Origin of the sequence: Cupriavidus numazuensis, assembly GCF_905397435.1 — a bacterium.
Classification (GTDB): Bacteria; Pseudomonadota; Gammaproteobacteria; order Burkholderiales; family Burkholderiaceae; genus Cupriavidus; species Cupriavidus numazuensis.
Genome location: NZ_CAJPVI010000013.1, coordinates 12,537 through 37,258 on the forward strand (window position 1 = coordinate 12,537; position 24,722 = coordinate 37,258).

Genomic DNA, 24,722 nt, shown 5'->3' on the forward strand with positions numbered 1-24,722 from the left:
GACAGGCGCAGTCCCACGAAGCATCGGAGCGCAATCCTGGATGGAATCAAAGAGGGGATCAAGATTGATCAGACATAAGCGCGTCTCGCTGGGCTTGCTCGCGAGTGCCGTTATTGCAGCCTGGAGCCCGGCGGGCTGGGCCGCCGATCCGTTTGTCGTCAAGGACATCCGCGTTGAGGGCCTGCAACGCGTGGAACCTGGTACGGTCTTCGGCTACCTTCCCGTCCGCGTCGGCGAAACGTTCACCGACGACAAGGGCGCCGACGCTATCCGCGCGCTGTATAACACCGGTTTCTTCAAGGACGTGCAGATCCGCGCCGAAGAGGGCGTGCTGGTCGTGCAGGTCGAAGAGCGTCCTGCCATTTCGCAGCTCGAGTTCGTCGGCATCAAGGAATTCGACAAGGACACGCTGCGCCGCTCGCTGCGTGCCGTGGGCGTTGCTGAAGCGCGTTACTACGACAAGGCCCTGATCGACAAGGCCGAGCAGGAACTCAAGCGCCAGTACGTGGCCCGCGGCTACTACGCGGCTGACGTGCAGACCACGGTGACGCCGGTGGACCGCAACCGCGTGTCGGTGGTGTTCAACGTGGAAGAAGGCCCCGTCGCCAAGATCAAGCAGATCAATATCGTCGGCAACAAGGCTTTCAAGGAAGGCACGCTGCGCGACGAGATGCAGCTTTCCACGCCGAACTGGTTGTCCTGGTACACCAAGAACGACCTCTATTCCAAGCAGAAGCTCACGGCTGACCTGGAAGCACTGCGTTCGTACTACCTGAACCGCGGCTACCTGGAATTCGCCATCGAGTCGACGCAGGTATCGATCACGCCGGACAAGAAGGACATCTACCTGACGCTGAACATCAAGGAAGGCGAACAGTACAAGGTGTCCGATATCCGCCTGGCCGGCGAACTGCTCGGCAAGCAGGAGGAAATGGAAAAACTGCTGCAGCTGAAGAAGGGCGATATTTTCTCGTCCGAGAAGCTGACAGCAAGCACCAAGTCCATTACCGACCTGCTCGGCACTTATGGCTACGCGTTCACCACGATCAACCCGCAGCCGCAAATCGACCAGGAAAAGCGCGAAGTTGCGCTGACGCTGATGGTCGACCCGGGCCGCCGCGTGTATGTGCGCCGCGTCAACGTGGTCGGCAACAGCAAGACCCGCGACGAAGTGGTGCGCCGTGAAATGCGGCAGATGGAAAGCTCGTGGTTCGACAGCGAGAAGCTGACGCAGTCGCAGGCGCGTATCAACCGCACGGGCTACTTTACCGACACCAACATCACCACCGAAGACGTGCCGGGCGCGCCTGACCAGGTCGATGTGAACGTCAACGTGACCGAAAAGCCGACCGGCCAGATCAGCTTGGGTGTGGGCTTCTCGTCCACGGACAAGCTGGTGCTGCAGGCCGGCCTGCGCCAGGACAACGTGTTCGGTTCGGGTACCAGCCTGGGTCTGGACGTGAACACCGCCAAGTCGTTCCGTACCATTGCGCTGACGCAGTACGACCCGTATTTCACGGTGGACGGCATCAGCCGCTCGACCGACATCTACTACCGTACGTCCCGCCCGCTGTACTACACGGGCGACCAGGACTACAAGATCGAAACGGCCGGCGGCGGCTTCAAGTTCGGCGTGCCGTTCTCGGAAGTCGACACCGTGTTCTTCGGCATCGGCTACGAGTGGACTCGTATCTCGGTGTCGCCGAATACGCCGTCCCAGTACGTGAAGTTCCTGCAGGACATCGGCAAGATGTCGCCTGGCCAGACGGTGGGCACGGCTTCGCCGATCAACAACTTCCCGTTCACGATCGGCTGGGCGCGCGACCGCCGCGACTCCGCACTCGTTCCGACCAAGGGCCCCTACACCCAGGCCAACCTGGAAGTCGGCATCCCGGGCGGGGACGTGCAGTACTACCGTGCCAGCGTCCAGCAGCAGTACTTCTACCCGATTTCGAAGGCCTTCACGCTGGCCCTTAACGGTGAAGTCGCCTACGGTCACGGCTACGGCAACACGCCGTTCCCGGTGTACAAGTACTTCTATGCCGGTGGTATCGGCTCGGTGCGTGGCTACCAGACCAGCACGCTGGGTCCGAAGGACCAGAACGGCAACCCTGTCGGCGGCGCGTCCAAGATGATCGGCAACGTCGAATTCATCTTCCCGCTGCCGGGTTCGGGTGTGGATCGTACGCTGCGCCTGTTCACGTTCTTCGACTTCGGTAACGTGTATCAGGAAGGTGCGCCGCTGTCGTTCAGCGAGCTGAAGTACTCCACCGGTTTCGGTATGTCGTGGTTGTCGCCGATCGGTCCGCTGAAGATCAGCATGGGCTTCCCGCTGAAGAAGGATAGTACCGACAAGGTTCAGCGCTTCCAGTTCCAGATCGGCACTGCGTTCTGATTCTGTAAAAGGATCTGTTTCATGAATACAAAATCCAAACTGGTCAAATCCCTGAGCGCCGCCGCCGTGGCTGCTGCGGCGCTGTGTGCCGCGGCGCCGGCAATGGCTCAGGAAGCCCGCATTGCCGCCGTGAATTCCGAGCGCATCCTGCGCGATTCGCAGCCCGCCAAGGCGGCTCAGGTCAAGCTGGAGCAGGAATTCTCCAAGCGCGACCGCGAACTGCAGGACATGGCCCAGAAGATCAAGGGTATGGCCGACAAGCTGGACAAGGATACGGCCGTGCTGGCCGATTCGGACCGCCAGCGCCGCCAGCGCGAAGTCGCGGACCTTGACCGCGAATTCCAGCGCAAGCAGCGCGAATTCCGTGAAGACCTGAACCAGCGCCGCAACGAGGAGCTGGCTCAGGTGCTCGAACGCGCCAACCGTGTGATCCGCTCGCTTGCCGAGCAGCGCAAGTACGATCTGATCGTGCAGGAAGCGGTGTACGTGAACCCGCGCATCGACATCACGGATGATGTGATGAAGGCGCTGAACGCGGGCGGCAAGTAAGCCGCTGGCCGTTCTTTTTTCAGGAAGTACCGCCATGCAGACACCCACACTGGGGCAGCTCGCCACCGAGAACGGCGCGCAGGTTGTGGGTGATCCCGACCTCGTGATCATCGGCCTGGCTCCGCTGGATCAGGCCGGTTCCGGCGAACTCTCGTTCCTCTCCAATCCGCTGTACCTTGCACAGGCGCTGTCGTCCGCGGCTGGCGCTGTGATCGTGTCCGCGGCGGACCTGGAGCGCATCCGCGCCGAGGGGCAGGCCGACGGCCGCAACTGGCTCGTAGCGCGCAATCCGTATGTGTGCTTCGCGAAGATTGCGCAGCGGTTCGACAAGGCCAACCAGGACGCACGCACAGGTATCGATCCGCGTGCCAGCGTTGCCGCGGATGTCACGGTTCCCGCTTCGTGCTTTATCGGCCCGAACGTGGTCATCGAATCCGGTGCGCGTATCGGCGAGCGCGTGCGCATTGTGGCGAACAGCTTCGTCGGCGCGCATGCCGAGATCGGCGACGACTCGCTGCTCTACGCCAATGTCTCGGTCTACCACCATTGCGTGGTTGGCGCGCGCGCGATCCTGCACAGCGGGGTCGTGATCGGTGCGGACGGGTTCGGCTTTGCGCCGGACATCGGTCCCACGGGTGTCGAATACGTGAAGATTCCGCAGACCGGCCGCGCCGTGCTCGGCAACGATGTCGAAGTGGGCGCCAATACCGCCATCGACCGCGGCGCCATGGCGGACACCGTGATCGAAGACGGCTGCAAGATCGACAACCAGGTCCAGATCGCGCACAACGTGCGGGTCGGCGCGCATACCGTGATTGCCGGATGCGCCGCCGTCTCGGGCAGTACGCATATCGGCCGGTTCTGCGTGATCGGCGGCGCCGCGAATTTTTCGGGGCACCTGAAGATTGCCGACCGCACCACGGTGTCCGGTGGGACTTCGATCACCAAATCCATTACCAAGCCCGGTGGCCACTTCACCAGCGTGTTCCCGTTCCTGCCGCATGGCGAATGGGAGCGCAATGCCGCCATCGTGCGCGGCCTGACCAAGCTGCGTGAACGCGTCATGCAACTGGAGCGCCGCCTGCGCGGCCAGTCCGCCGGGACCCAAACCTCACAAGACTAAGAGAAACATCATGACCGCCGCCGAAATCGACATCCGCCAGATCCTGAAACTGCTGCCGCATCGCTATCCGATGCTGCTGGTGGACCGTGTGCTCGAATTCGAACCGCAGAAGCGGATCAAGACGCTGAAGAACGTCACGATCAATGAGCCGTTCTTCCAGGGGCATTTTCCGGGACAACCGGTGATGCCCGGCGTGATGATCCTGGAAGCACTGGCACAGTCCGCCGGCCTGCTGACCTTTGGCGCGGACATGGAGCGCAAGGAAGGCGCGCTGTATTACTTCGTCGGCATTGATGGCGCGCGCTTCAAGCAGGTCGTCTATCCGGGCGACCAGCTGCACATGAACGTGACCGTGGAGCGCTATATCCGCGGCATCTGGAAGTTCAAGGCATTCGCCACGGTGGACGAAAAAGTCGCGTGCGAAGCGGAACTGATGTGCACGGTCAAGCAGGCTGACGCCTGAGTCCCGCGCCCGCGGCAGCGCCGCGGGCAAGGCGGCGGAAGGCCACGAACGGCCACCAAATGCCGCCATTCCTGGGCCGGGCGGCCCAGCCCCCCGGCCCCCAGACACCAGACCCACAGGACAGGACGTATGACGCAAATCCATCCCACCGCACTGGTCGATCCGAAAGCAGAACTTGCCGCCGACGTGACCGTCGGCCCGTTTTCCATTGTCGGTCCGAATGTGCGGATCGGCAGCGGCACGAATATCGGCGCGCACTCCACGGTGGAGGGATACACCACCATCGGCGAGGGCAACAACATCGGCCCCTACGCTTCCGTGGGCGGCGTGCCGCAGGACATGAAGTACCGCAACGAGCCGACCCGGCTCGACATCGGCGACCGCAACACCATCCGCGAATTCACTACGATCCATACCGGCACGGTGCAGGATCGCGGCGTGACCACGATCGGCAGCGACAACTGGATCATGGCGTACGTGCACATCGCGCATGACTGCACGGTGGGCAACCACACGGTGTTCTCGAGCAATGCGCAGATCGCGGGCCACGTGGAAGTGGGCGACTGGGCCATCCTCGGCGGCATGAGCGGGGTGCACCAGTTCGTGCGCATCGGCGCGCATGCGATGCTCGGTGGCGCGTCGGCGCTGGTGCAGGACGTGCCGCCGTTCGTGATCGCCGCAAGCGACAAGAGCGGTAACAAGGCTACGCCGCACGGCATCAACGTCGAAGGCCTGCGCCGCCGCGGTTTCGACGCGGGGCAGATTGCCGGCCTGCGTCAGGCCTACAAGCTGCTTTACAAGTCGGATCTGAGCTTCGATGATGCGCGCAACGAGATCGGCGGGCTCTTGGCCCAGGCCGATGCAAGCACGGCAGAGCCACTGCGCGCATTCCTCGACTTCATCGCCGCTACTCAGCGCGGCATCGTGCGCTGAGACTGGCCCGGACATGGTCGACGCCGCGATTCGGGGCACATTGCCTGCTGGTACCGGGACCAATGCCAGCCAGCGTGGCACGATTGCCATGGTGGCCGGCGAAGCTTCCGGCGACCTGCTGGCATCGCTGATGCTGGGCGGGCTCAAGGCCCGCCTCGGCGATACGGTCAGCTATGCCGGCATTGGCGGCAAGCGCATGATGACCGAGGGTTTTGTTTCGCACTGGCCGATGGAGACGCTGTCGGTCAATGGCTACGTCGAGGTGCTGGGCTCGCTGCGCGAGATCCTGGCCACGCGCCGTGCCGTCCGTGATTCGCTGCTGGCGAATCCACCGCTGTGCTTCATCGGCGTGGATGCGCCGGACTTCAATTTCGGGCTCGAGGTGCCGCTGCGGCGTGCCGGAATTCCGGTGGTCCATTTCGTCAGCCCGTCGATCTGGGCCTGGCGGGGCGGGCGCATTCGTACCATCGCGCGCGCAGTGGACCACATCCTCTGCCTGTTCCCGTTCGAACCCGAGATCTACGCCAAGGCCGGCATTCCTGCGACCTATGTGGGCCATCCGCTGGCGGACGTGATCCCGATGGTGCCGGATGTTGCGGGCGCGCGCGCCGCGCTGGACTTGCCGGCCGGCTGCCGCGTCGTGGCCGTATTGCCGGGCAGCCGGCAGTCCGAGGTTCGCAACCTCGGCGCGACATTCTTCGCTGCCATGGCGCGAATGCACCGCATGGACCCGAACCTGGCGTTCGTGCTGCCTGCGGCCAGCGCCCCCTTGCGCGCCATCGTCGAGGAGTTGCATCAGCAGTACCCCGAGCTTCGGTTGACCATCGTCGACGGCAACTCGCATCAGGCGATGGAAGCGGCCGACGTGGTGCTACTGGCCAGTGGTACCGCGACGCTCGAAGCGGCGCTCTACAAGAAGCCGATGGTGATCTCCTACAAGGTGCCCTGGCTGACCGCGCAGATCATGAAGCGGCAGGGTTACCTGCCGTATGTGGGCTTGCCGAATATCCTGTCGGGGCGCTTCGTCGTGCCCGAACTGCTGCAGGACGACGCCACGCCGGAAGCGCTCGCGCGCGAGACGCTGCTGCAGCTCAATGACCAGGGCAATATCGCCTTCCTGTACGAACACTTCACGCGGATGCACGAAACGCTCAAGTGCAATACGGCACAGCTGGCCGCCGATGTGGTCGTCGACCTGATGCGCACGCGGGGGCTGGTCTGATGGCGCGCGGAAAACTTCCGTCTCCGCAGATGGGGCTCGACCTTGCGCCGGTGGCGGCAAGCGTCCAGTTCCTGTGCGGCGTTGACGAGGCTGGCCGTGGGCCGCTGGCCGGTCCGGTGTATGCCGCCGCGGTGGTGTTCGATCCGTCCAGGCCAATGCTCCGCGGACTGGCGGATTCCAAGATCCTCACCGCGAGGAAGCGTGAAGAGCTTTACGACAAGATCTGTGAGCGCGCGCTCGGCTGGCATATCTCGTTCGCCACCGTCGAGGAAATCGATACGCTGAACATCCTTCATGCCTCGATGCTCGCGATGCAACGCGCGGTGCAGGGGCTGGCCGAGAAGGGCGTCACGCCGGACCTGGTCCAAGTGGACGGCAACCGCTGCCCGCAGGTGCCGTTTCCGGTCGAAGCGATCGTCAAGGGCGACTCGCTGGTCAAGGCGATCTCGGCGGCGTCCATCCTGGCCAAGGTGGCACGCGACCGGGAGCTGCTGACGCTGCACGAAGTCTATCCGCAGTACGGCTTCGACGCGCATTCCGGCTATCCGACACCGCAGCATCTTGCCGCGCTGGCGCAATTCGGCGCCACGCCGCACCACCGGCGTTCGTTCGCGCCAGTGCGCGAGGCTATTGCCCGAGGCCTGGTGGCCTTCTGACGCCGGGCGCGAACCGAGATCCACTCCTGTGAAGCACGTCACATCGCGCGACAACGCGCTGTTCAAACATCTGAAGGCCCTGGCTACGTCGACACACCAGCGTCGCAAGGCAGGCCAGTCGCTGCTCGATGGCGTGCATCTCGCGCAGGCCTATGTCGCGGCATTGGGGCAGCCGGTGAGTTGTGTGGTGTCGGAGCACCACTACGATCATGCCGAAGTGGCGCCGCTGCTGGCTGCGGTCGACAGCCAGCGGGTCGTGGTGCTGGCCGATGCGTTGTTCACGCAGATCTCCGGCGTGGTGAACGGCATCGACCTGATGCTCGTGATCGAGACGCCGGCAGGGCACTTGCCGGCGCGTATCGAGGAAGACTGCATCATCCTCGACGGGCTGCAGGATGCAGGCAATGTCGGGTCGATCCTGCGCAGCGCCGCAGCGGCCGGCATCCGTCACGCGTTTCTCGGCACCGGCTGCGCGTTCGCATGGTCGATCAAGACGCTGCGCGCTGGCATGGGCGCCAATTTCCACCTGAACATTGTCGAGCACTGCACGATCGACATGCTTGCGCCGCGGCTCGCGGTGCCGTTGCTGGCGACGTCGTCGCATGCGGATGCCGCGGTGTTCGACACCGACCTGCGCGGCCCCGTGGCCTGGATCGTCGGGAACGAGGGCGCCGGCGTCAGCGATGCCTGGATGGAGCACGTTTCGCGCACCGTCGGCATTCCGCAGCCGGGCGGCCTGGAGTCGCTGAATGTTGGCGCCGCCACCGCGATCTGCCTGTTCGAGGCAGTGCGGCAGCGGCGCGGCGCTCAGTAGTTGTCGCGGTCGACCTTGATTTCCTGCAGGATGGTCGTGGCGATTTCCTCGATCGACTTGTGCGTCGAGGACAGCCACTTGATGCCTTCCCGCCGCATCATGGCCTCGGCCTCGTTGACCTCGTAGCGGCAGTTCTCGATCGCGGCGTACTTGCTGCCCGGGCGGCGCTCATTACGGATCTCCGTGAGGCGCTGCGGGTCGATCGACAGGCCGAAAATCTTGGGCTTGTAGTCGTACAGCGCCTTCGGCAGCTTGCCACGCTCGAAATCATCGGGGATCAGCGGATAGTTCGCGGCTTTCAGGCCGTACTGCATGGCCAGGTAGAGGCTGGTCGGCGTCTTGCCGCTGCGCGAGACGCCAACCAGGATCACATCAGCCTCCTGGAGGTTCTTGTGTGATTGGCCGTCATCATGCGCAAGCGAGAAGTTGATGGCCTCGATGCGATTCTTGTAGGCCTCGGTGTCCGCATTCTGGTGGAAGCGGCCGATCGCATGCGTCGACTTGAGCCCGAGTTCCTTTTCCAGCGGTTCGATGAAGGTCTGGAACATGTCCAGGATCATCGCCTTGGCGCGGCGCAGTGCCTTGTTCGCTTCCTGGTTGACGAGCGTGGTGAAGACGATGGGCGGCACCCCTTCGGCGTGGAACGCTTCGTTGATTTTGCCGACGGCGATATGTGCCTTTTCCGGGGTATCGACGAACGGCATGCGCACCTTGCGGAAACGCATTTCGAACTGTGCCAGGATCGAATGGCTGAACGTTTCGGCGGTAATGCCGGTTCCGTCAGACACAATGAAGACCGTGCGGGTGGCGGGGCGATCGCTCGCTGGAGGTTGGGGAGACGGCGGCGTTGCACCGGCATTGGCCGGGTGGGCGCCGTCCGGCGCGACTGGCTCAGGCATGGGCGAGCAGAATAAATTAGATTCAACGTTCCGCAGAAAAGTGCGGCGCAGCACGGTAGAATAGCGGCGATCTTTTCGCTAAGCAATTCTGCCGGGCCTTTGCCCGTGCGGTTATCCCGCGTGGAATTGTCGACAATGTGCGCTGCGAGACGAAAGCCACAAGACGCAATTCCCCTCAGAGGTGCGGGGTTGTTTAGCCAAGCGATCCGTTCGGGAACAGAACAACAAGAACATACCGGACACCCGCGCCAGTTTTCTTACTTTGTTTTGAGGCTTTCATGACTAACCAGGCAAATAACGGCGCCTACGTGCAGCCGTTCGAGCAGTTGCGCATGCAGGATGTGGAAACGGTCGGCGGCAAGAATTCGTCGCTGGGCGAGATGATCTCGCAGCTGGCCGAGGCCGGCGTCCGTGTCCCCGGTGGTTTTGCCACCACCGCGCTGGCGTTCCGCGACTTCCTCGCCCACAACGACCTGACCACCCGCATTTCCGATCGCCTGAAGACCCTGAACGTCGATGACGTCAAGGCCTTGGCCGAAGCTGGCGCCGAGATCCGCGGCTGGGTGGTCGATGCCCCGTTCCAGCCCCGCCTGGAGCAGGAAGTCCGCGAATTCTACGCACGCGCCGCCGAGCGCGAAGGTGCCGAGGCATCGTTCGCCGTGCGTTCCTCCGCTACCGCCGAAGACCTGCCGGATGCTTCGTTCGCTGGCCAGCAGGAGTCCTACCTGAACGTCAGCGGCATCGACGACGTGCTGGACAAGATCAAGCACGTGTTCGCCTCGCTGTACAACGACCGCGCCATTTCCTACCGCGTGCACAAGGGCTTTGCCCACGACGTGGTCGCTCTGTCGGCCGGCGTGCAGCGCATGGTCCGTTCGGACCTGGCATCGTCGGGCGTGATGTTCACGATCGACACCGAGTCGGGCTTCCCGGACGTGGTCTTCATCACCTCCAGCTACGGCCTGGGCGAAACGGTGGTGCAGGGCGCCGTGAACCCGGACGAGTTCTACGTCTTCAAGCCCACGCTGCAAGCCGGCAAGTACCCGATCATCCGCCGCTCGATCGGCTCGAAGCTGATCAAGATGGAATTCACCAAGCCGGGCGAAGCCGGCCGCGTGAAGACCGTCGATGTCCCGGCCGAACTGCGCAACCGCTACTCGATCACCGACGCTGACGTGTCCGAGCTGGCCAAGTACGCAATGATCATCGAGAAGCACTATGGCCGCCCGATGGACATCGAGTGGGGCAAGGACGGCAAGGACGGCAAGATCTACATCCTGCAGGCCCGCCCGGAAACCGTGAAGAGCCAGTCGGCCGGCAAGGCCGAGCAGCGCTTCAAGCTCAAGGGCACCGCTCCGGTGCTGACCAGCGGCCGTGCGATCGGCCAGAAGATCGGTACGGGCCCGGTGCGCGTCATCAACGATCCGTCCGAGATGGAACGCGTGCAGCCCGGCGACGTGCTGGTGGCCGACATGACCGACCCGAACTGGGAGCCGGTGATGAAGCGCGCCTCGGCAATCGTCACGAACCGTGGCGGCCGTACCTGCCACGCGGCCATCATCGCCCGTGAACTGGGCGTGCCGGCCGTGGTTGGCTGCGGCGACGCGACCGACATCCTGAAGGACGGCACCCTGGTGACCGTGTCGTGCGCTGAAGGCGACGAAGGCCGCATCTACGACGGCCTGCTGGAAACGGAAGTGACCGAAGTCCAGCGTGGCGAAATGCCGGAAATCGACGTCAAGCTGATGATGAACGTCGGCAACCCGCAACTGGCGTTCGACTTCGCGCAGATCCCGAACTGCGGCGTGGGCCTGGCTCGCCTCGAGTTCATCATCAACAACAACATCGGCGTTCATCCGAAGGCCATCCTCGACTATCCGCAAGTCGATGCCGATCTGAAGAAGGCCGTCGAAAGCGTGGCCCGCGGCCACGCCAGCCCGCGTGCGTTCTACGTCGACAAGCTGGCTGAAGGCATCGCCACGATCGGCGCGGCGTTCTACCCGAAGCCCGTGATCGTGCGCCTGTCGGACTTCAAGTCGAACGAGTACAAGAAGCTGATCGGCGGTTCGCGCTACGAGCCGGATGAAGAAAACCCGATGCTGGGCTTCCGCGGCGCCTCGCGCTACATCGCTGACGACTTCGCCGAAGCGTTCGAGATGGAATGCCTGGCCATGAAGCGCGTGCGCGACGAGATGGGCCTGACCAACGTCGAGATCATGGTGCCGTTCGTGCGGACCCTGGGTCAGGCCGCGAAGGTCATCGAGCTGCTGGGCAAGCACGGCCTGAAGCGCGGCGAGAACGGCCTGCGCATCATCATGATGTGCGAAGTGCCGTCCAACGCGATCCTGGCCGAAGAGTTCCTGCAGTACTTCGACGGCTTCTCGATCGGCTCGAACGACCTGACGCAGCTGACGCTGGGCCTGGACCGCGACTCCGGCATGGAGCTGCTGGCCAAGGACTTCGACGAACGCGATCCGGCCGTGCGTTTCATGCTGTCGCGTGCGATCACCACGGCCAACCGCCTGGGCAAGTACGTCGGCATCTGCGGCCAGGGCCCCTCGGACCATCCGGACTTTGCTGTCTGGCTGGCCAAGGAAGGCATCAAGTCGATCTCGCTGAACCCGGACTCGGTGGTCGAAACCTGGCAGCAACTGGCGTCCTGATGGATTTGGCGTCACAATAACGACAACTGCCGGCGCCGCGATGCGCCGGGTAGCACCGGCCCTGCGGCAGGTGTGAACAAGGGCCCCCGCAGGCGCCACTGGCGTTGCGGGGGTTTTTCTTTGCCTACCGCATTTAAAGACGGTTGACCGGCCGGGCCGGGGGAAGGGGACAGATGGCATTGCACTACGTGTGGTTCGTTGCCGTGGTTGTGCTCGTGATCGCGGAGCTGGCGACCGGAACGTTCTATCTGCTGATGGTGGCGCTCGGGCTTGCTGCCGGGGGCCTGGCGGCGCTGGCGGGGCTGGAGCCGTCCGCGCAGACGCTGGTGGCTGCGCTGGTGGCCGTCATCGGCATTGTCCTGCTGCGTCGCACACGTTTCGGCCGCCTGCGCCGGGGCAATGCGGCAGCCGACCCTGGCGTCAATCTCGACATCGGCCAGGAACTTGAAGTGCCGGTGTGGGATACCTATCGACGCGCCCGCGTGCCATACCGTGGTGCCGACTGGACCGTCGAACTCGCGCCCGGTGCCGACGCCGCACCGGGACGCTTCCGCATTGTCGAAATCCGCGGTTCGACGCTGATTGTCCTGCCGCGCTGATTGCCGTTGTTGCCGCGCCTCTGCGGCGCGGCATTGTCGTCTCTTGTCGTCCGTTTTGGTCAACTGTCCGGAGGGTTTACATGGAAGTCTTTCAGCTTGGCTTGTTGCCGCTGATTATCCTGATTGCCGCGATCGTGCTGATTGCGAAGGGCATCAAGATCGTGCCCCAGCAGCATGCGTGGGTGCTCGAGCGCCTGGGGCGCTACCACGCGACGCTGACACCGGGCCTGTCGATCGTGGTGCCGTTCATCGACCGCGTCGCCTACAAGCACATCCTGAAGGAAATCCCGCTCGACGTGCCCAGCCAGGTCTGCATCACCAAGGACAATACGCAGCTGCAGGTCGATGGCGTGCTGTACTTCCAGGTCACGGATCCGATGAAGGCTTCGTATGGCTCAAGCAATTTCGTGGTGGCCATTACGCAGTTGTCGCAGACCACACTGCGTTCGGTCATTGGCAAGCTGGAGCTCGACAAGACCTTCGAGGAGCGCGAATTCATCAACCACAGCGTGGTCAATGCGCTCGACGAAGCCGCGGCCAACTGGGGCGTGAAGGTGCTGCGCTATGAGATCAAGGACCTCACGCCGCCGAAGGAAATCCTGCACGCGATGCAGGCTCAGATCACGGCGGAGCGCGAGAAGCGCGCGCTGATCGCGGCGTCCGAAGGCAAGCGCCAGGAACAGATCAACCTGGCATCCGGCGCGCGCGAAGCTGCCATCCAGAAGTCCGAAGGCGAGAGGCAGGCCGCCATCAACAAGGCGCAGGGCGAGGCCGCAGCCATCCTGGCGGTGGCGGAGGCCAATGCGCAGGCGATCCAGAAAATCGGTCAGGCCATCCGCGTGGATGGCGGCATGGAAGCCGTGAACCTCAAAGTGGCCGAGGAATATGTCACGGCCTTCGGCAACCTGGCCAAGCAGGGCAATACGCTGATCGTGCCGGGCAACCTTGGCGAGATGAGCAGCATGATCGCTTCCGCGCTGCAGATTGTGAAAGGCCAGAAGGCAAGCTGACCGCGGACAAAGCGAGTGGGGCTGGCGGCTTACTCCTTGCTGCCGCCCTTCATGATGCGCGATTTCTCGCGCTGCCAGTCGCGTTGCTTCTCGGTTTCGCGCTTGTCGAACAGCTTCTTGCCCTTGCCGAGACCGATTTCGCATTTGACGCGCCCACGCGTGTAGTGCAGGTTCAGCGGCACCAGCGTATAGCCGCGCTGCTCGACCTTGCCGATCAGCTTCTTGATTTCGTCGGCCTTGAGCAGCAGCTTGCGCGTGCGCACCGGGTCCGGATTCACGTGGGTGGAGGCGCTCTGCAACGGGCTGATGTGGGCGCCGATCAGGAACATTTCGGCGTCGCGCACGACTACGTAGCCTTCCTTGATCTGCACGCGGCCGGCGCGGATTGCCTTGACTTCCCAGCCTTCCAGCACGATGCCGGCCTCGAATCGCTCTTCAATGAAGTAGTCGAAAAAGGCCTTCTTGTTATCTGCGATGGTCATGCGTGCGGGTAAGGGATGCGTAATGGGAGCCGCTGGCCGTTATTGGCCCGTTCTGAGGCGGGGGTGCCTCGGGCGGCTACGTCGGCTAGAATCCCCATTTTAGCAAACCAGCCCCGGTACCGGTCCATGCCCGCCGCGCGCGAGGTTTAACCTCGCGTGATATTGCAGTGCGGTATGGCTGGAAAACCTGATTTTCCCATTCATGGCAGACGTCCATAAATCCGTCCTGCTCGGCTACTCGGCTGCGCAGATGTACGACCTGGTCACACGCGTGGAGGACTATCCGAAGTTCCTCCCGTGGTGTGGCGGCGTGGAGGTCTTCGAGCAGACCGAGACCGCGCTGGATGCAAAGATCCACATCCAGTTCAAGGGTATCCAGCAGTTCTTCCACACGCGCAATACGCAGGAACGGCCTACGCGCATCGACATGACGTTTGCAGACGGGCCATTCAAGACCTTCAATGGCTCCTGGCGCTTCACGCCGCTGCGCGAGGATGCCTGCAAGATCGAATTCCACCTTCACTACGAGTTTTCCAGCCTGTTGCTGGAAAAGATTATTGGCCCGGTATTCAGCATCATCGCGAATACCTTCGTCGATGCCTTCGTCAAGCGTGCCGAGGTGGTTTATGGCGCAAATTGATGCCGCGCCTGGCATGGTGCGCATTTCGGTGTGCTACGCCAGGCCGGATTCGGTGTTCCTGAAAGAATTCGACGTGCCCCAGGGCACGACGATTGCCGCCGCCATTGTCGGCTCGGGGCTCCAGCAGGTCTGTCCGGAGGTCGATCCGTCGACCATGCGGGTTGGCATATACGGCAAACTGAAGACACCCGATACCGTCGTGCGTACCGGAGACCGCGTGGAGATCTATCGGGCCCTGACTGCCGACCCGAAGCTGGCCCGGCGCCGCCGCGTGCAGAAGACGCGCGAGAGCGGCACGCGGGAAGGCCAGAAGTGGCTGCGTGGCGGCGCGTGAGCCGCTGAGGCCGCGCGGGCCTGCTGGTCTTAGCCGCAGTCTCTCTCTAGGTTGGCGTTGGTCTTCACGATCTCGGCCTGGCGCTGTTCGCCGACAAGATGCTGGACGCTGCCGTCGGTGGTCATCACGCCGGCACGCACGCCCTGCTGCAAGCCGTTGGCGTAGTTGCGCAGTTCGGCGCAGCGGGTCGCACGCTCGCCGGCTTCCCGCTCTTTCCGCGCTTCCTCGGTGGCGGCCTCGAGTTGCGCGGCGCGGCGCTTCTGGAAAGCTTCTTCAGCGGTCGGAGCCGCCGCAGCAGCGGGCTTGGCGACGACAGCCTTCGCCGGGGCGCCTTCCGCAATCGCGGGCGCTGCCTCGGTCGGCTTGTATTCACCAGCGGATTGTCCCGGTGCTCTGACGATGCGCGTAACCGAAGGCGGCGGGGGCACGTCGCTGTACACCATGCGGCCGTTGGCGTCGCGCCATTGCCACTGGGCGGATGCTACTGCCGGCACGGCGGCGAGGGCGGCGGCGAGCAGCGAAAGCGACAGCGCGGACGAGCGGATCATGGCAGGGAGTCGGTAGTGGCTGGACGATTTTTTCGCGGGCCGGCAACGGTTGCGGCCCCAGTCAAATGCCACGGATGTGACCCCGGCGGCATCGATCGCCAGTCTACGCAGTCTTGTCGTTGGCGTGCAAGCGGACAGACCAGGCGACGCCGACCATGAGTAGCACGATGGCGGCGATTTCCAGTGGCCGCGGCCAGCGGTGATCGAACACAAACCCATATGCCAGCGCGAAAAGCGTCTCGAACACGATCATCTGGCCCGACAGCGTGAGCGGCAGCCGGCGGCTCGCGATATTCCAAAGGTTGTTGCCAATCAGCGACGCTCCGAGCGCTACCGCTGCGTTGACCATCCAGAACCATTGCCAGACACGCCCGGTGTCCGGGGCGCTCAGCGCATCACCGGCCAGCAGCCAGCCTGCCAGCGCGAGCAAGGCAGATACTGCCCCGGTCGACAACCCGTACAGGGCCGACCATTCGTTGCCGCTGTAGTGCGGATTGCGTTGCAGGTAGCGTGCATTGTCCACGGCATACAGCGTCCAGCAGATCAGCGCGCCGGCCGCGCAGGCAACGCCTGCAAGCTTCTGCCAGACCGGTCGGACCACGGCATCTGCGGCGGCGGCATGGGCGCTCTGGCTGCCGCCGAACAGGTCGACATTGATGCAGGCAATGCCGGCCGCCACCACCAGCAGCGGCCAGATCAGCCGCGACAGCGGCACCGCGCCATGGTCGCGCCGGCCCATGATGGTCACGGAAATCGGCAGGATGCCGATGATCAGCGAGGTGGGGCCCACGCCGGCCAGTTGTACGCCGAAGGCCAGCAGCACGTAGTAGAGCAGGTTGCCGGTGAAGGCCTGGCGCAGCAGCGCCACGCAGTCGGCGCGCGTGAGCTTGCGCGCAATCCGCTTCATCAGGGGCAGGGCGGCGACAAGCGCGACCACCCCATAGGCCAGGTAGCGCCCGATGGCGAGCTCCCACGGGGAGAATGCCGGCAGCAGCTTCGGGGCGATGAACACCATCCCCCAGAATGCCCCCGCCAGCAGCCCGCACAGTACACCGATCCCCATTGCCTGCAACGCTCGAAAGAAAAAGACATCGAGCATAGCAGAGCCCGTGTTGCGCGGGCGTTGGCGGCGCGTCAGGGCGCGCGGATTCCTGTATAATTCGCTTTTGCGCCTAGAGGATTTGCTATGCGTCTTGTCCAGAAAGCACTCACGTTCGATGATGTGCTGCTCGTGCCGGCCTATTCGGCCGTCCTGCCCCGGGATGTCTCCCTTCGTACCCGCCTGACCCGTTCGATCGACCTGAACATTCCGCTCGTGTCCGCCGCCATGGATACCGTGACGGAGGCTCGCCTTGCCATTGCCATGGCGCAGGCCGGCGGCATCGGCATCGTCCACAAGAATTTCAAGCCGGCGGACCAGGCCCGCGAAGTGGCTCGCGTCAAGCGCTACGAATCGGGCGTGTTGCGTGATCCAATCACCATTTCGCCTGACATGAAAGTGCGGGAAGTGATCGCGCTGTCCCAGCAGCATGGCATCTCGGGTTTCCCGGTGCTGGAAGGCAAGACTGTTGTCGGCATCATCACCAACCGCGACCTGCGCTTCGAGGAAGAGCTCGACGCACCGGTGCGCGCCAAGATGACCCCGCGCGAAAAGCTGGTGACCGTCAATGAAGGTGCGACGCTGGAAGAAGCCAAGCGCCTGATGAATCGCCACCGCCTCGAGCGCGTGCTGGTGGTCAACGCGGCGTTCGAGCTGCGTGGCCTGATCACGGTGAAGGACATCCAGAAGGCCGTGGATAACCCGCTGGCCAGCAAGGATGACCATGGCCAGCTGCGCGTCGGCGCAGCGGTCGGCGTAGGCCCGGAAAATGACGAGCGTGTCGAACTGCTGGTCAAGGCCGGCGTGGACGTGATCGTGGTCGATACCGCGCACGGCCACAGCCAGGGCGTCCTGGACCGCGTGCGTTGGGTCAAGCAGAACTTCCCGCAAGTACAGGTGGTCGGCGGCAACATTGCCACCGGCGATGCCGCGCGCGCGCTGGTCGAGCACGGTGCGGACGGTGTCAAGGTCGGGATCGGCCCGGGCTCGATCTGCACGACGCGTATCGTGGCTGGCGTCGGTGTGCCGCAGATCACTGCGGTATCCAACGTGGCCGAGGCCCTGAAGGGTACGGGCGTGCCGCTGATCGCCGATGGTGGCATCCGCTACTCGGGTGACGTCGCCAAGGCTCTGGCAGCCGGCGCCCACACCGTGATGATGGGCGGCATGTTCTCGGGTACCGAGGAAGCGCCGGGCGAGGTGTTCCTGTTCCAGGGCCGCTCGTTCAAGAGCTACCGCGGCATGGGTTCGGTGGGTGCGATGAAGGACGGCGCGGCCGACCGCTACTTCCAGGAAGACAACACCGCCAACGTCGACAAGCTGGTTCCGGAAGGCATCGAAGGCCGCGTGCCCTACAAGGGCTCGGTCATGGCGATCATCCACCAGCTCACCGGCGGCGTGCGTGCCTCGATGGGCTACTGCGGCAGCAAGTCGATCGCCGACTGGCATGAGAATGCCCAGTTCGTGCAGATCACGGCAGCCGGCATGCGTGAGTCGCACGTGCACGACGTGCAGATCACCAAGGAAGCGCCGAACTACCACATCGACTGACCCGCGCGGCAGGCATGCCGAGCCAGGTGCCAGGCATCCCGGCAGGCATGATTGCCGTGCCTGCTGAGGAACGCTCATGAAGGTATTGCTGCGAGCCGTGCTGTTCTTCGATGCCTTGCTCGACCTTCTGCTCGGCGTGCTGCTGTTGATGTCGCCGTTCACCACGCTGTATGCGGCACTGCAGTTGCCGCAGCCGCAGCCGGCGCTGTTCGGCCAGTTGCTGGGCGTGGCGCTGATCGGCCTGGCCTGGCTGCTGTGGCATGCCACCTTCAACGGACAGATGACGGTGACGGTCGCGCGGACCGTCGGCTACGTCAATCTGGCCAGTGCGCTGCTGATCGTTTCCTGGATGATTTTCCTGGAGTTGCCGCTCGAAGGCGCAGGCAAGCTCTGGTTGCCCGTGCTGGCCGTCATGCTTGGCTTCTTTGCGCTGGTGCAGATACCGGCAGCCAAGCGCGTACGCAACCGGGAGCGGCAACTTGAGGCAGAACGTGAGCTGCAGCAGGGCGCCACTGCCAACGACCCGCGCAAGCAACCCGGCGCCGTGCGCCGACCGCAAACAACGCAATTCCCCGACAGCCGGCGCGAGCCGGTGATCACGCCACCGCCCGGCTACGGCCCCGGCACGGAAGTGACAACCGAACCCGAACCGGAAGATACGCCACACGTCCATCATGCACGACAAAATCCTTATTCTTGATTTCGGTTCGCAGGTCACGCAGCTGATCGCCCGCCGCGTTCGCGAGGCGCACGTCTACTGCGAGATCCACCCGAACGATGTGAGCGACGAATTCGTCCGCGAATACGCGCCCAAGGGCATCATCCTGTCGGGCAGCCATGCGAGCACCTACGAAGACCACCAGTTGCGCGCACCGCAGGCCGTGTGGGATCTGGGCGTTCCCGTGCTGGGCATTTGCTACGGCATGCAGACCATGGCTGTGCAACTGGGCGGCAAGGTCGAGTGGAGCGATCACCGCGAGTTCGGCTACGCCGAAGTGCGCGCCCATGGCCACACGCCGCTGCTCAAGGACGTTCAGGATTTCACCACGCCCGAAGGCCACGGCATGCTCAAGGTCTGGATGAGCCACGGCGACAAGGTCGCCGCGCTGCCGCCGGGCTTCAAGCTGATGGCCTCCACGCCGAGCTGCCCGATCGCCGGCATGGCCGACGAGGCGCGCGGCTACTACGCCGTCCAGTTCCACCCGGAAGTCACGCACACGTCGAAGGGCCGCGAGATGATCGAGCGCTTCGTGCTGGGCATCTGCCGCGCCAATGCGGACTGGGTGATGAAGGACCACATCGAAGAAGCCGTTGCGCTGATCCGCAAGCAGGTCGGTGACGAGGAAGTGATCCTCGGCCTGTCGGGCGGCGTGGACTCGTCGGTGGCCGCCGCGCTGATCCATCGCGCGATCGGCGACCAGCTCACCTGTGTGTTCGTCGACCACGGCCTGCTGCGCCTGGACGAGGGCAAGATGGTGATGGACATGTTCGCCGGCCGCCTGCATGCCAAGGTCGTGCACATCGACGCATCGGAACAGTTCCTCGGCCACCTGACCGGCGTGACCGACCCCGAGCAGAAGCGCAAGATCATCGGCCGCGAGTTCGTCGAAGTCTTCCAGGCGGAAGCCAAGAAGCTCAGCAACGCCAAGTGGCTGGCCCAGGGCACGATTTATCCCGATGTGGTCGAGTCGGGCGGTACCAAGACCAAGAAGGCCACCACCATCAAGAGCCACCACAACGTGGGCGGCCTCCCGGAAACGCTGGGCCTGAAGCTGCTGGAGCCGCTGCGCGACCTGTTCAAGGACGAAGTCCGCGAACTGGGCGTGGCGCTCGGCCTGCCGCCCGAAATGGTGTACCGCCATCCGTTCCCGGGCCCGGGCCTGGGCGTTCGCATCCTCGGCGAAGTCAAGCGTGACTACGCCGACCTGCTGCGCCGTGCCGATGCGATCTTCATCGAAGAACTGCGCAAGACCATCGCGACCGAGCAGGATGCCGCCGCTGGCCTGTGCGAGCCGCAGCAGGTGGGCAAGAGCTGGTATGACCTGACCAGCCAGGCGTTTGCCGTGTTCCTGCCGGTGAAGTCGGTGGGCGTGATGGGCGATGGCCGGACCTATGACTACGTCGTCGCGCTGCGTGCGGTGCAGACCACCGACTTCATGACCGCGCACTGGGCGCACCTGCCGTATTCGCTGCTTGGCCGGTGCTCGAACCGCATCATCAACGAAGTCCGGGGTCTGAACCGGGTGGTGTATGACGTGTCGGGGAAGCCGCCCGCGACGATCGAGTGGGAGTGAGTTGAGGTCGTCTGAAGTCAGTCGCTGACTGTCGGAATGCCATGGAAACCCGCGAAATTTCGCGGGTTTCGTCTTTCCGGCTTCCGGCGGAGTGAAGGGTGACAGAGCCCTTTGCTAATTGCTTACGCTTGCCAGTGGCCTGCCAAATCGAACGACAGTTGCCTGTGGTGTCGAATTGAGAGCAGATACACCGTGTCGCGGATCTTCGCGTACAGCAGCAAGTAATGCGGCATCACGTACTCGCGCAGTTCGCCGTCTTCGGCAATGGCCTCAAGTTGTTGGGTCAGGCGTGCAATACCGTTGCTCGCCTCGACGGAGCGGGCCGGCAGTTCGAGGAACAAGCGGCCCATGTCAGGAAAACGCTCCAGATTCGGAATGACGGTATCCGTCAATTCGTCCAGCAGTGCATCGAATGCTTGCGGGACTTCGGCATCAAGCAGGAACGCTTCGACTTCTTCAAGGTTGTGCTCGAAGTTTGCGGTGAGTTTTATGGTGTGGCGAGCTGTCACTGGGCGAAGCGCGGGTTAGTCTGGTTTGGTGGTGCGGCGGCGCTTGATAGCTGAAAGAACGCCGCGAGCGTCCTTTACCTTGCCCGCAGATACATCGGCAAGACCCTTGCTGGCATCTTCGATCAGCAACAAGTGGATGCGCTCCCGCTCGAGCTGGTGGTAGTAGTCCAGCCGCTGGGCGTCGACGATGGCGACATAGCTTTCGCCGTTTTTTGTGATGATTTTCTCGGCCCCGGCTTTCACCTGGTCGGCCAGTTCGGACAAGTTGGCCCTGGCTTGGGACAGCGGGATCACATCGCGGGCCGAGAATGGCATGGCTGACTCCGTAAGTTAATATTTGTACAGAATAATGTACAGAATACTCCATTTGATCCCATGCTGTGACAGTCGTGGCACCATTTTGGCCTGGAGCGGATGGAGATGTCGGACTGCGCCGACAAGCGAACGGGACGTCTCCGACTGACGGCTGCGAAGTAGCCGACTACGCTGCACCATACCGGGTGGCCGGCAAGCTTCCCACCACGTCGCGCGAGGTTGCTCCATGAGCGCACGTCGCTCCACTACAGCCACGGCGGGCGCTTCCTTTGCACCAGCACCGCCGATGGCGCGCAAACTGCCCGATCTGTTTGCAGCCCGTCACTGGCAGCCGTTCGACTTCCAGCGCGCGGTATGGGATGCCATTGGCCGAGGCCAAAGCGGCCTGCTGCACGCCACCACGGGCACCGGCAAGACCTATGCCGCATGGCTGGGCGCATTGCTGGCGTTTGCCAGTCCGCCATCCCGCCCCGGCGCGCCGTCTCCTGCGCTGACCGTGCTGTGGCTGACGCCGATGCGCGCGCTCGCGGCGGATACCACGCGAGCGCTGATTGCACCGCTTGCCGAACTCGGCCTCGACTGGACCGTCGGGCTTCGCACCGGCGATACCAGCAGCAGCGAGCGTGCTGCGCAGGCCCGCCGTCTGCCGACTGCCCTGGTCACCACACCTGAAAGCCTGTCGCTGCTCCTGACGCGTGCCGATGCGCGCGAGACGCTCGGAAGCGTTAGGCTGGTCGTGGTCGACGAGTGGCACGAACTGATCGGCAGCAAGCGCGGGGTGCAGGTGCAACTGGCGCTGGCACGGCTGCACCGTTGGCAGCCTGACCTGTGCGTCTGGGGCCTGTCAGCGACGCTTGGCAACCTCGAGCATGCGCGCGATGTGCTGCTGGCCGGTGTCTTGCCAGAACGACGTGTGCTGGTGCATGGCCATACGCCAAAGACACTGATCATCGACACGCTGCTGCCGGACGCCGCCAGCCGTTTTCCATGGGCGGGGCACCTTGGCCTGTCGATGCTCCCGCACGTGGTGCGCGAACTGGAAGCGAGCAGCACGACGCTGGTCTTTCTCAATACGCGATCCCAGGCGGAGCTGTGGTATCAGGCATTGCTCGATGCGCGGCCGGAGTGGGCGGGGCTGATTGCGTTGCATCACGGATCGTTGGACCGTGCCGTGCGCGAATGGGTCGAACAGAACCTCAAGAACGGCGCGCTGCGGGCCGTGGTGTGTACCTCGAGCCTGGATCTCGGTGTGGACTTCCTGCCCGTGGAACGCGTGCTGCAGATCGGATCGCCCAAGGGGGTGGCGCGACTCCTGCAGCGCGCCGGGCGATCGGGACACGCGCCGGGCCGGGCCTCGCGCGTGACCGTGGTGCCCACGCACAGCCTGGAGCTCGTGGAGTCTGTCGCCGCGCGCCAGGCCGCGCTGGCCGGGCGGATCGAGGCGCGCGATTCGCCGGACAAGCCGCTCGACGTGCTGGTGCAGCATCTGGTCACCGTGGCGCTCGGCGGCGGGTTCCGTGCAAGCGAGCTACTAACCGAAGTGCGTACCACATGGGCCTACCGCGCGCTGACCGATGATGAATGGCAATGGTGCCTGGCCTTCGTACGCGATGGCGGCGGCACGTTGTCGGCCTACCCCGACTATCGTCGTGCGATGCCTGACGATGACGGCGTCTGGCGCGTACCGGACGCCCGGCTGGCGCGCCGGCACCGGATGAGCGTCGGCACGATTGTCAGCGACACGACGATGCAGGTGCGCTACTGGACCAGGGCGGGCAGCGGTGGTGCGTCGCTGGGGACCGTCGAGGAAGGCTTTATTGCGCGTCTGGCGCCGGGCGACTGCTTCCTGTTCGGCGGCCGTCTGCTGGAACTGGTGCGCACGCAGGAGATGACCGCCTACGTGCGCCGTGCCACGGGCAAGCGGCCCGCCGTGCCGCGCTGGAACGGCGGCAAGATGCCGCTTTCCACGGAACTTGCCGACGCCGTCGTCGCGACGCTCAACGCCGTGCAGGCGGGCCGGCTGGATCCGTCCACCACGCCGGAACTGCCGCTGATCCAGCCGCTCGTGGAGCTTCAGATGCGCTGGTCTGCGCTGCCCACCCCAAATACGCTGCTCGCGGAAACGCTGCATTCACGCGAAGGCTGGCATCTTTTCCTCTATCCGTTTGCAGGACGGTCGGTGCATCTCGGCCTGGGCAGCCTGTTGGCGTGGCGGCTGGGCCAGAAGGTGCCGGCTACGTTCTCGGTCGCGGTCAACGACTACGGGCTGGAATTGCTGGCGTCCGCACCCCTCGACTGGGGGCAGTGGCTGCCGCAGGTGCTGGCCGAAGAGCGCCATCGCGATCTGGCCGCCGACGTGATGGGCAGCCTGAACGCAGGCGAGCTGTCGCTGCGCCGCTTCCGCGAGATCGCGCGCGTGGCGGGACTGGTGTTCCAGGGCTATCCCGGCGCCGCCAAGAGCGCGCGACAACTGCAAGCCTCGTCCAGCCTGTTCTATGAAGTCTTTCGCAAGTACGACCCCGGCAATCTCCTCCTGGGCCAGGCCGAACGCGAGGTGCTGATGCAGGAGCTGGATGCGCACCGCCTGGCCACCACGCTGGCGCGGCTGGCGTCAATGCGGCTCGACTTGCGCGTGCTGGAGCGGCCCTCGCCGCTGGCGTTTCCACTGATCGTCGAGTTCCTGCGCGAAAAGCTCAGTACGGAAAAGCTTGCCGATCGCATCGCCCGCATGCTCGCCGACCTTGAGCGGGCGGCGGGGCCCGCACCGGACTATACGGGGCCGATGCATGACATGCAGGCCGGGGCCGATGCGGCCTGGGTGGCGGCGCAGGCGCGTTTCGGCATGTCCGATCATGCTGGCCCAGCAGGCCCGCGCAAGCCCCGACGGGCGCGCAAGCTTTCCCGGCCGCTGCCGCTGCTATGACGCGGATCCGTGACATCAATCCGGTTGCGATGGGAGCCCATGTCGTGCACGTGGCCGGTGAAACGCTGTGGCTGCTGCCGGAGCATGCGGTGTGGTGGCCCGCCGGCGGCATGCTGTTCGTGGCGGATGTCCACATCGGCAAAGGCGCGGCATTCCGTGCGCTGGGACAGCCGGTGCCTCACGGGACCACCACAGACAACCTGACCCGTCTTCACGCGCTGGTGCTGCGCTATCCGGCGAGCGAGCTGGTCTTTCTCGGTGACTTTCTGCACGCCCGCGCCGCGCGTACTGCCGGGGTGCTGGTGGCGCTGCACGATTGGCGCCGGTCTCTGCCGGCGCGCTTGCGCTGCACGCTGGTACGTGGCAACCACGACGCGCATGCCGGCGATCCACCCCCGGAGCTGGGGATCACGGTCGTCACCGAACCGCTTGCGGCGGGGCCATTCGCCTTGTGCCACATGCCTGGCGCCTCGTCTGAAGGGTTTGTGCTGGCGGGGCATCTGCATCCGGCCTGCGTGCTGCGTGGCACCGGCGGCGATGCCTTGCGGCTGCCGTGCTTCGTGTTCGGCGCACAATGCGCGATCCTGCCGGCGTTTGGCGCGTTCACAGGCCACACCACCATCCGGGCTCAACCGGGGGAGCAGTACTACGTAGTCGGTGACGGCCGCGTTTGGCCTGTACCGGCCAGGTAAGGGCAGGGC

The 24,722-nt window shown here is 64.2% G+C and carries 24 protein-coding genes; 18 read left to right on the forward strand and 6 right to left on the reverse strand.

What is annotated here, in order from left to right:
* Positions 1 to 40: 40 nt before the first annotated feature.
* The 8 genes from bamA (at position 41) to KHO41_RS12290 (ending at position 8,155) form a co-directional block, all read left to right on the forward strand.
* Positions 41 to 2,395 carry an outer membrane protein assembly factor BamA gene (bamA, locus tag KHO41_RS12255; protein ID WP_211953553.1) on the forward strand — a complete coding sequence of 785 codons (2,355 nt, stop codon included), beginning with the start codon at positions 41 to 43 and terminating at the stop codon, positions 2,393 to 2,395.
* Between the two features lie 21 nt (positions 2,396 to 2,416).
* Positions 2,417 to 2,944 (forward strand): OmpH family outer membrane protein, encoded by a 528-nt coding sequence (locus KHO41_RS12260; RefSeq protein WP_011298035.1) that lies wholly within the window; start codon positions 2,417 to 2,419, stop codon positions 2,942 to 2,944.
* 34 nt (positions 2,945 to 2,978) lie between these two features.
* The gene (lpxD, locus tag KHO41_RS12265) at positions 2,979 to 4,067 is read left to right on the forward strand and encodes a UDP-3-O-(3-hydroxymyristoyl)glucosamine N-acyltransferase (RefSeq protein WP_211953554.1); all 1,089 of its coding nucleotides are present in this window, start codon (positions 2,979 to 2,981) and stop codon (positions 4,065 to 4,067) included.
* Positions 4,068 to 4,077: 10 nt separating this feature from the next.
* Positions 4,078 to 4,530, forward strand: a complete 453-nt coding sequence (gene fabZ, locus KHO41_RS12270; protein WP_011298033.1) for a 3-hydroxyacyl-ACP dehydratase FabZ — start codon at positions 4,078 to 4,080, stop codon at positions 4,528 to 4,530.
* A gap of 129 nt (positions 4,531 to 4,659) precedes the next feature.
* A complete protein-coding gene (lpxA, locus tag KHO41_RS12275) occupies positions 4,660 to 5,463 on the forward strand; it encodes an acyl-ACP--UDP-N-acetylglucosamine O-acyltransferase (protein ID WP_211953555.1) in 804 nt (267 codons plus the stop codon).
* 88 nt (positions 5,464 to 5,551) lie between these two features.
* Positions 5,552 to 6,685, forward strand: coding sequence for a lipid-A-disaccharide synthase (gene lpxB, locus KHO41_RS12280; protein WP_376988893.1), 1,134 nt, complete (start codon positions 5,552 to 5,554; stop codon positions 6,683 to 6,685).
* Complete coding sequence (rnhB, locus tag KHO41_RS12285; protein ID WP_211953557.1) at positions 6,685 to 7,341, forward strand: ribonuclease HII; 657 nt, start codon at positions 6,685 to 6,687, stop codon at positions 7,339 to 7,341. The genes lpxB and rnhB overlap by 1 nt, the downstream gene beginning before the upstream one ends.
* Before the next feature lie 28 nt (positions 7,342 to 7,369).
* Complete coding sequence (locus KHO41_RS12290; protein ID WP_211953558.1) at positions 7,370 to 8,155, forward strand: TrmH family RNA methyltransferase; 786 nt, start codon at positions 7,370 to 7,372, stop codon at positions 8,153 to 8,155.
* On the opposite strand, the gene ppsR is transcribed toward KHO41_RS12290, so the two are convergent.
* Complete coding sequence (gene ppsR / locus KHO41_RS12295; protein WP_244873807.1) at positions 8,149 to 9,054, reverse strand: posphoenolpyruvate synthetase regulatory kinase/phosphorylase PpsR; 906 nt, start codon at positions 9,052 to 9,054, stop codon at positions 8,149 to 8,151. The genes KHO41_RS12290 and ppsR overlap by 7 nt on opposite strands.
* 278 nt (positions 9,055 to 9,332) lie before the next feature.
* On the opposite strand from ppsR, the gene ppsA reads away from it, so the two are divergent.
* From ppsA to KHO41_RS12310, 3 genes are all read left to right on the forward strand, one after another.
* Positions 9,333 to 11,717: a phosphoenolpyruvate synthase gene (ppsA, locus tag KHO41_RS12300; protein ID WP_211953559.1), complete on the forward strand. Its 2,385-nt coding sequence runs from the start codon at positions 9,333 to 9,335 to the stop codon at positions 11,715 to 11,717.
* A 173-nt stretch (positions 11,718 to 11,890) separates the two neighbouring features.
* Positions 11,891 to 12,316, forward strand: coding sequence for an NfeD family protein (locus tag KHO41_RS12305; RefSeq protein ID WP_211953560.1), 426 nt, complete (start codon positions 11,891 to 11,893; stop codon positions 12,314 to 12,316).
* Between the two features lie 80 nt (positions 12,317 to 12,396).
* Positions 12,397 to 13,326, forward strand: coding sequence for an SPFH domain-containing protein (locus tag KHO41_RS12310; RefSeq protein ID WP_211953561.1), 930 nt, complete (start codon positions 12,397 to 12,399; stop codon positions 13,324 to 13,326).
* Between the two features lie 29 nt (positions 13,327 to 13,355).
* On the opposite strand, the gene smpB is transcribed toward KHO41_RS12310, so the two are convergent.
* On the reverse strand, positions 13,356 to 13,808 hold the full coding sequence (smpB, locus tag KHO41_RS12315) for an SsrA-binding protein SmpB (RefSeq protein WP_011298024.1): 453 nt from the start codon (positions 13,806 to 13,808) through the stop codon (positions 13,356 to 13,358).
* A gap of 202 nt (positions 13,809 to 14,010) precedes the next feature.
* Here smpB and KHO41_RS12320 point away from each other — a divergent pair, with 202 nt between their 5' ends.
* Positions 14,011 to 14,448 carry a type II toxin-antitoxin system RatA family toxin gene (locus KHO41_RS12320; protein WP_211953562.1) on the forward strand — a complete coding sequence of 146 codons (438 nt, stop codon included), beginning with the start codon at positions 14,011 to 14,013 and terminating at the stop codon, positions 14,446 to 14,448.
* Positions 14,435 to 14,782 (forward strand): RnfH family protein, encoded by a 348-nt coding sequence (locus tag KHO41_RS12325; protein WP_211953563.1) that lies wholly within the window; start codon positions 14,435 to 14,437, stop codon positions 14,780 to 14,782. The genes KHO41_RS12320 and KHO41_RS12325 overlap by 14 nt, the downstream gene beginning before the upstream one ends.
* A gap of 29 nt (positions 14,783 to 14,811) precedes the next feature.
* On the opposite strand, the gene KHO41_RS12330 is transcribed toward KHO41_RS12325, so the two are convergent.
* Together KHO41_RS12330 and KHO41_RS12335 are read right to left on the reverse strand one after the other, a co-directional pair.
* Positions 14,812 to 15,330: a DUF4124 domain-containing protein gene (locus KHO41_RS12330; RefSeq protein WP_211953564.1), complete on the reverse strand. Its 519-nt coding sequence runs from the start codon at positions 15,328 to 15,330 to the stop codon at positions 14,812 to 14,814.
* Between the two features lie 103 nt (positions 15,331 to 15,433).
* Positions 15,434 to 16,393 (reverse strand): DMT family transporter, encoded by a 960-nt coding sequence (locus KHO41_RS12335; protein ID WP_211953565.1) that lies wholly within the window; start codon positions 16,391 to 16,393, stop codon positions 15,434 to 15,436.
* 123 nt (positions 16,394 to 16,516) lie between these two features.
* On the opposite strand from KHO41_RS12335, the gene guaB reads away from it, so the two are divergent.
* The 3 genes from guaB (at position 16,517) to guaA (ending at position 20,274) form a co-directional block, all read left to right on the forward strand.
* A complete protein-coding gene (gene guaB, locus KHO41_RS12340) occupies positions 16,517 to 17,980 on the forward strand; it encodes an IMP dehydrogenase (protein WP_211953566.1) in 1,464 nt (487 codons plus the stop codon).
* Positions 17,981 to 18,056: 76 nt separating this feature from the next.
* Positions 18,057 to 18,680 carry a hypothetical protein gene (locus KHO41_RS12345; protein ID WP_211953567.1) on the forward strand — a complete coding sequence of 208 codons (624 nt, stop codon included), beginning with the start codon at positions 18,057 to 18,059 and terminating at the stop codon, positions 18,678 to 18,680.
* Positions 18,655 to 20,274 (forward strand): glutamine-hydrolyzing GMP synthase, encoded by a 1,620-nt coding sequence (gene guaA, locus KHO41_RS12350; RefSeq protein WP_211953568.1) that lies wholly within the window; start codon positions 18,655 to 18,657, stop codon positions 20,272 to 20,274. Before KHO41_RS12345 ends, guaA begins: the two co-directional genes overlap by 26 nt.
* 122 nt (positions 20,275 to 20,396) lie before the next feature.
* On the opposite strand, the gene KHO41_RS12355 is transcribed toward guaA, so the two are convergent.
* Positions 20,397 to 20,783, reverse strand: a complete 387-nt coding sequence (locus tag KHO41_RS12355; protein ID WP_211953569.1) for a type II toxin-antitoxin system RelE/ParE family toxin — start codon at positions 20,781 to 20,783, stop codon at positions 20,397 to 20,399.
* A gap of 15 nt (positions 20,784 to 20,798) precedes the next feature.
* On the reverse strand, positions 20,799 to 21,098 hold the full coding sequence (locus tag KHO41_RS12360; protein WP_211953570.1) for a type II toxin-antitoxin system Phd/YefM family antitoxin: 300 nt from the start codon (positions 21,096 to 21,098) through the stop codon (positions 20,799 to 20,801).
* 286 nt (positions 21,099 to 21,384) lie between these two features.
* Here KHO41_RS12360 and KHO41_RS12365 point away from each other — a divergent pair, with 286 nt between their 5' ends.
* Both KHO41_RS12365 and pdeM read left to right on the forward strand, forming a co-directional pair.
* Entirely contained in the window at positions 21,385 to 24,021 is a 2,637-nt protein-coding gene (locus KHO41_RS12365; protein WP_211953571.1) for a ligase-associated DNA damage response DEXH box helicase, read from the forward strand.
* Positions 24,018 to 24,713, forward strand: coding sequence for a ligase-associated DNA damage response endonuclease PdeM (gene pdeM, locus KHO41_RS12370; protein WP_211953572.1), 696 nt, complete (start codon positions 24,018 to 24,020; stop codon positions 24,711 to 24,713). Before KHO41_RS12365 ends, pdeM begins: the two co-directional genes overlap by 4 nt.
* The last annotated feature ends 9 nt before the right edge of the window (positions 24,714 to 24,722 follow it).

Coding starts and splice junctions, on each gene's coding strand:
- ppsR (WP_244873807.1), bottom strand. CDS start 9,054: ATGCCTGAGCCAGTCGCGCCGGACGGCGCCCACCCGGCCAATGCCGGT.
- KHO41_RS12365 (WP_211953571.1), top strand. CDS start 21,385: ATGGCGCGCAAACTGCCCGATCTGTTTGCAGCCCGTCACTGGCAGCCG.
- KHO41_RS12360 (WP_211953570.1), bottom strand. CDS start 21,098: ATGCCATTCTCGGCCCGCGATGTGATCCCGCTGTCCCAAGCCAGGGCC.
- lpxB (WP_376988893.1), top strand. CDS start 5,552: ATGGTGGCCGGCGAAGCTTCCGGCGACCTGCTGGCATCGCTGATGCTG.
- KHO41_RS12335 (WP_211953565.1), bottom strand. CDS start 16,393: ATGGGGATCGGTGTACTGTGCGGGCTGCTGGCGGGGGCATTCTGGGGG.
- KHO41_RS12320 (WP_211953562.1), top strand. CDS start 14,011: ATGGCAGACGTCCATAAATCCGTCCTGCTCGGCTACTCGGCTGCGCAG.
- pdeM (WP_211953572.1), top strand. CDS start 24,018: ATGACGCGGATCCGTGACATCAATCCGGTTGCGATGGGAGCCCATGTC.
- lpxD (WP_211953554.1), top strand. CDS start 2,979: ATGCAGACACCCACACTGGGGCAGCTCGCCACCGAGAACGGCGCGCAG.
- KHO41_RS12345 (WP_211953567.1), top strand. CDS start 18,057: ATGAAGGTATTGCTGCGAGCCGTGCTGTTCTTCGATGCCTTGCTCGAC.
- KHO41_RS12325 (WP_211953563.1), top strand. CDS start 14,435: ATGGCGCAAATTGATGCCGCGCCTGGCATGGTGCGCATTTCGGTGTGC.
- KHO41_RS12330 (WP_211953564.1), bottom strand. CDS start 15,330: ATGATCCGCTCGTCCGCGCTGTCGCTTTCGCTGCTCGCCGCCGCCCTC.
- rnhB (WP_211953557.1), top strand. CDS start 6,685: ATGGCGCGCGGAAAACTTCCGTCTCCGCAGATGGGGCTCGACCTTGCG.
- smpB (WP_011298024.1), bottom strand. CDS start 13,808: ATGACCATCGCAGATAACAAGAAGGCCTTTTTCGACTACTTCATTGAA.
- ppsA (WP_211953559.1), top strand. CDS start 9,333: ATGACTAACCAGGCAAATAACGGCGCCTACGTGCAGCCGTTCGAGCAG.
- KHO41_RS12310 (WP_211953561.1), top strand. CDS start 12,397: ATGGAAGTCTTTCAGCTTGGCTTGTTGCCGCTGATTATCCTGATTGCC.
- bamA (WP_211953553.1), top strand. CDS start 41: ATGGAATCAAAGAGGGGATCAAGATTGATCAGACATAAGCGCGTCTCG.
- guaB (WP_211953566.1), top strand. CDS start 16,517: ATGCGTCTTGTCCAGAAAGCACTCACGTTCGATGATGTGCTGCTCGTG.
- KHO41_RS12260 (WP_011298035.1), top strand. CDS start 2,417: ATGAATACAAAATCCAAACTGGTCAAATCCCTGAGCGCCGCCGCCGTG.
- KHO41_RS12305 (WP_211953560.1), top strand. CDS start 11,891: ATGGCATTGCACTACGTGTGGTTCGTTGCCGTGGTTGTGCTCGTGATC.
- lpxA (WP_211953555.1), top strand. CDS start 4,660: ATGACGCAAATCCATCCCACCGCACTGGTCGATCCGAAAGCAGAACTT.
- guaA (WP_211953568.1), top strand. CDS start 18,655: ATGCACGACAAAATCCTTATTCTTGATTTCGGTTCGCAGGTCACGCAG.
- fabZ (WP_011298033.1), top strand. CDS start 4,078: ATGACCGCCGCCGAAATCGACATCCGCCAGATCCTGAAACTGCTGCCG.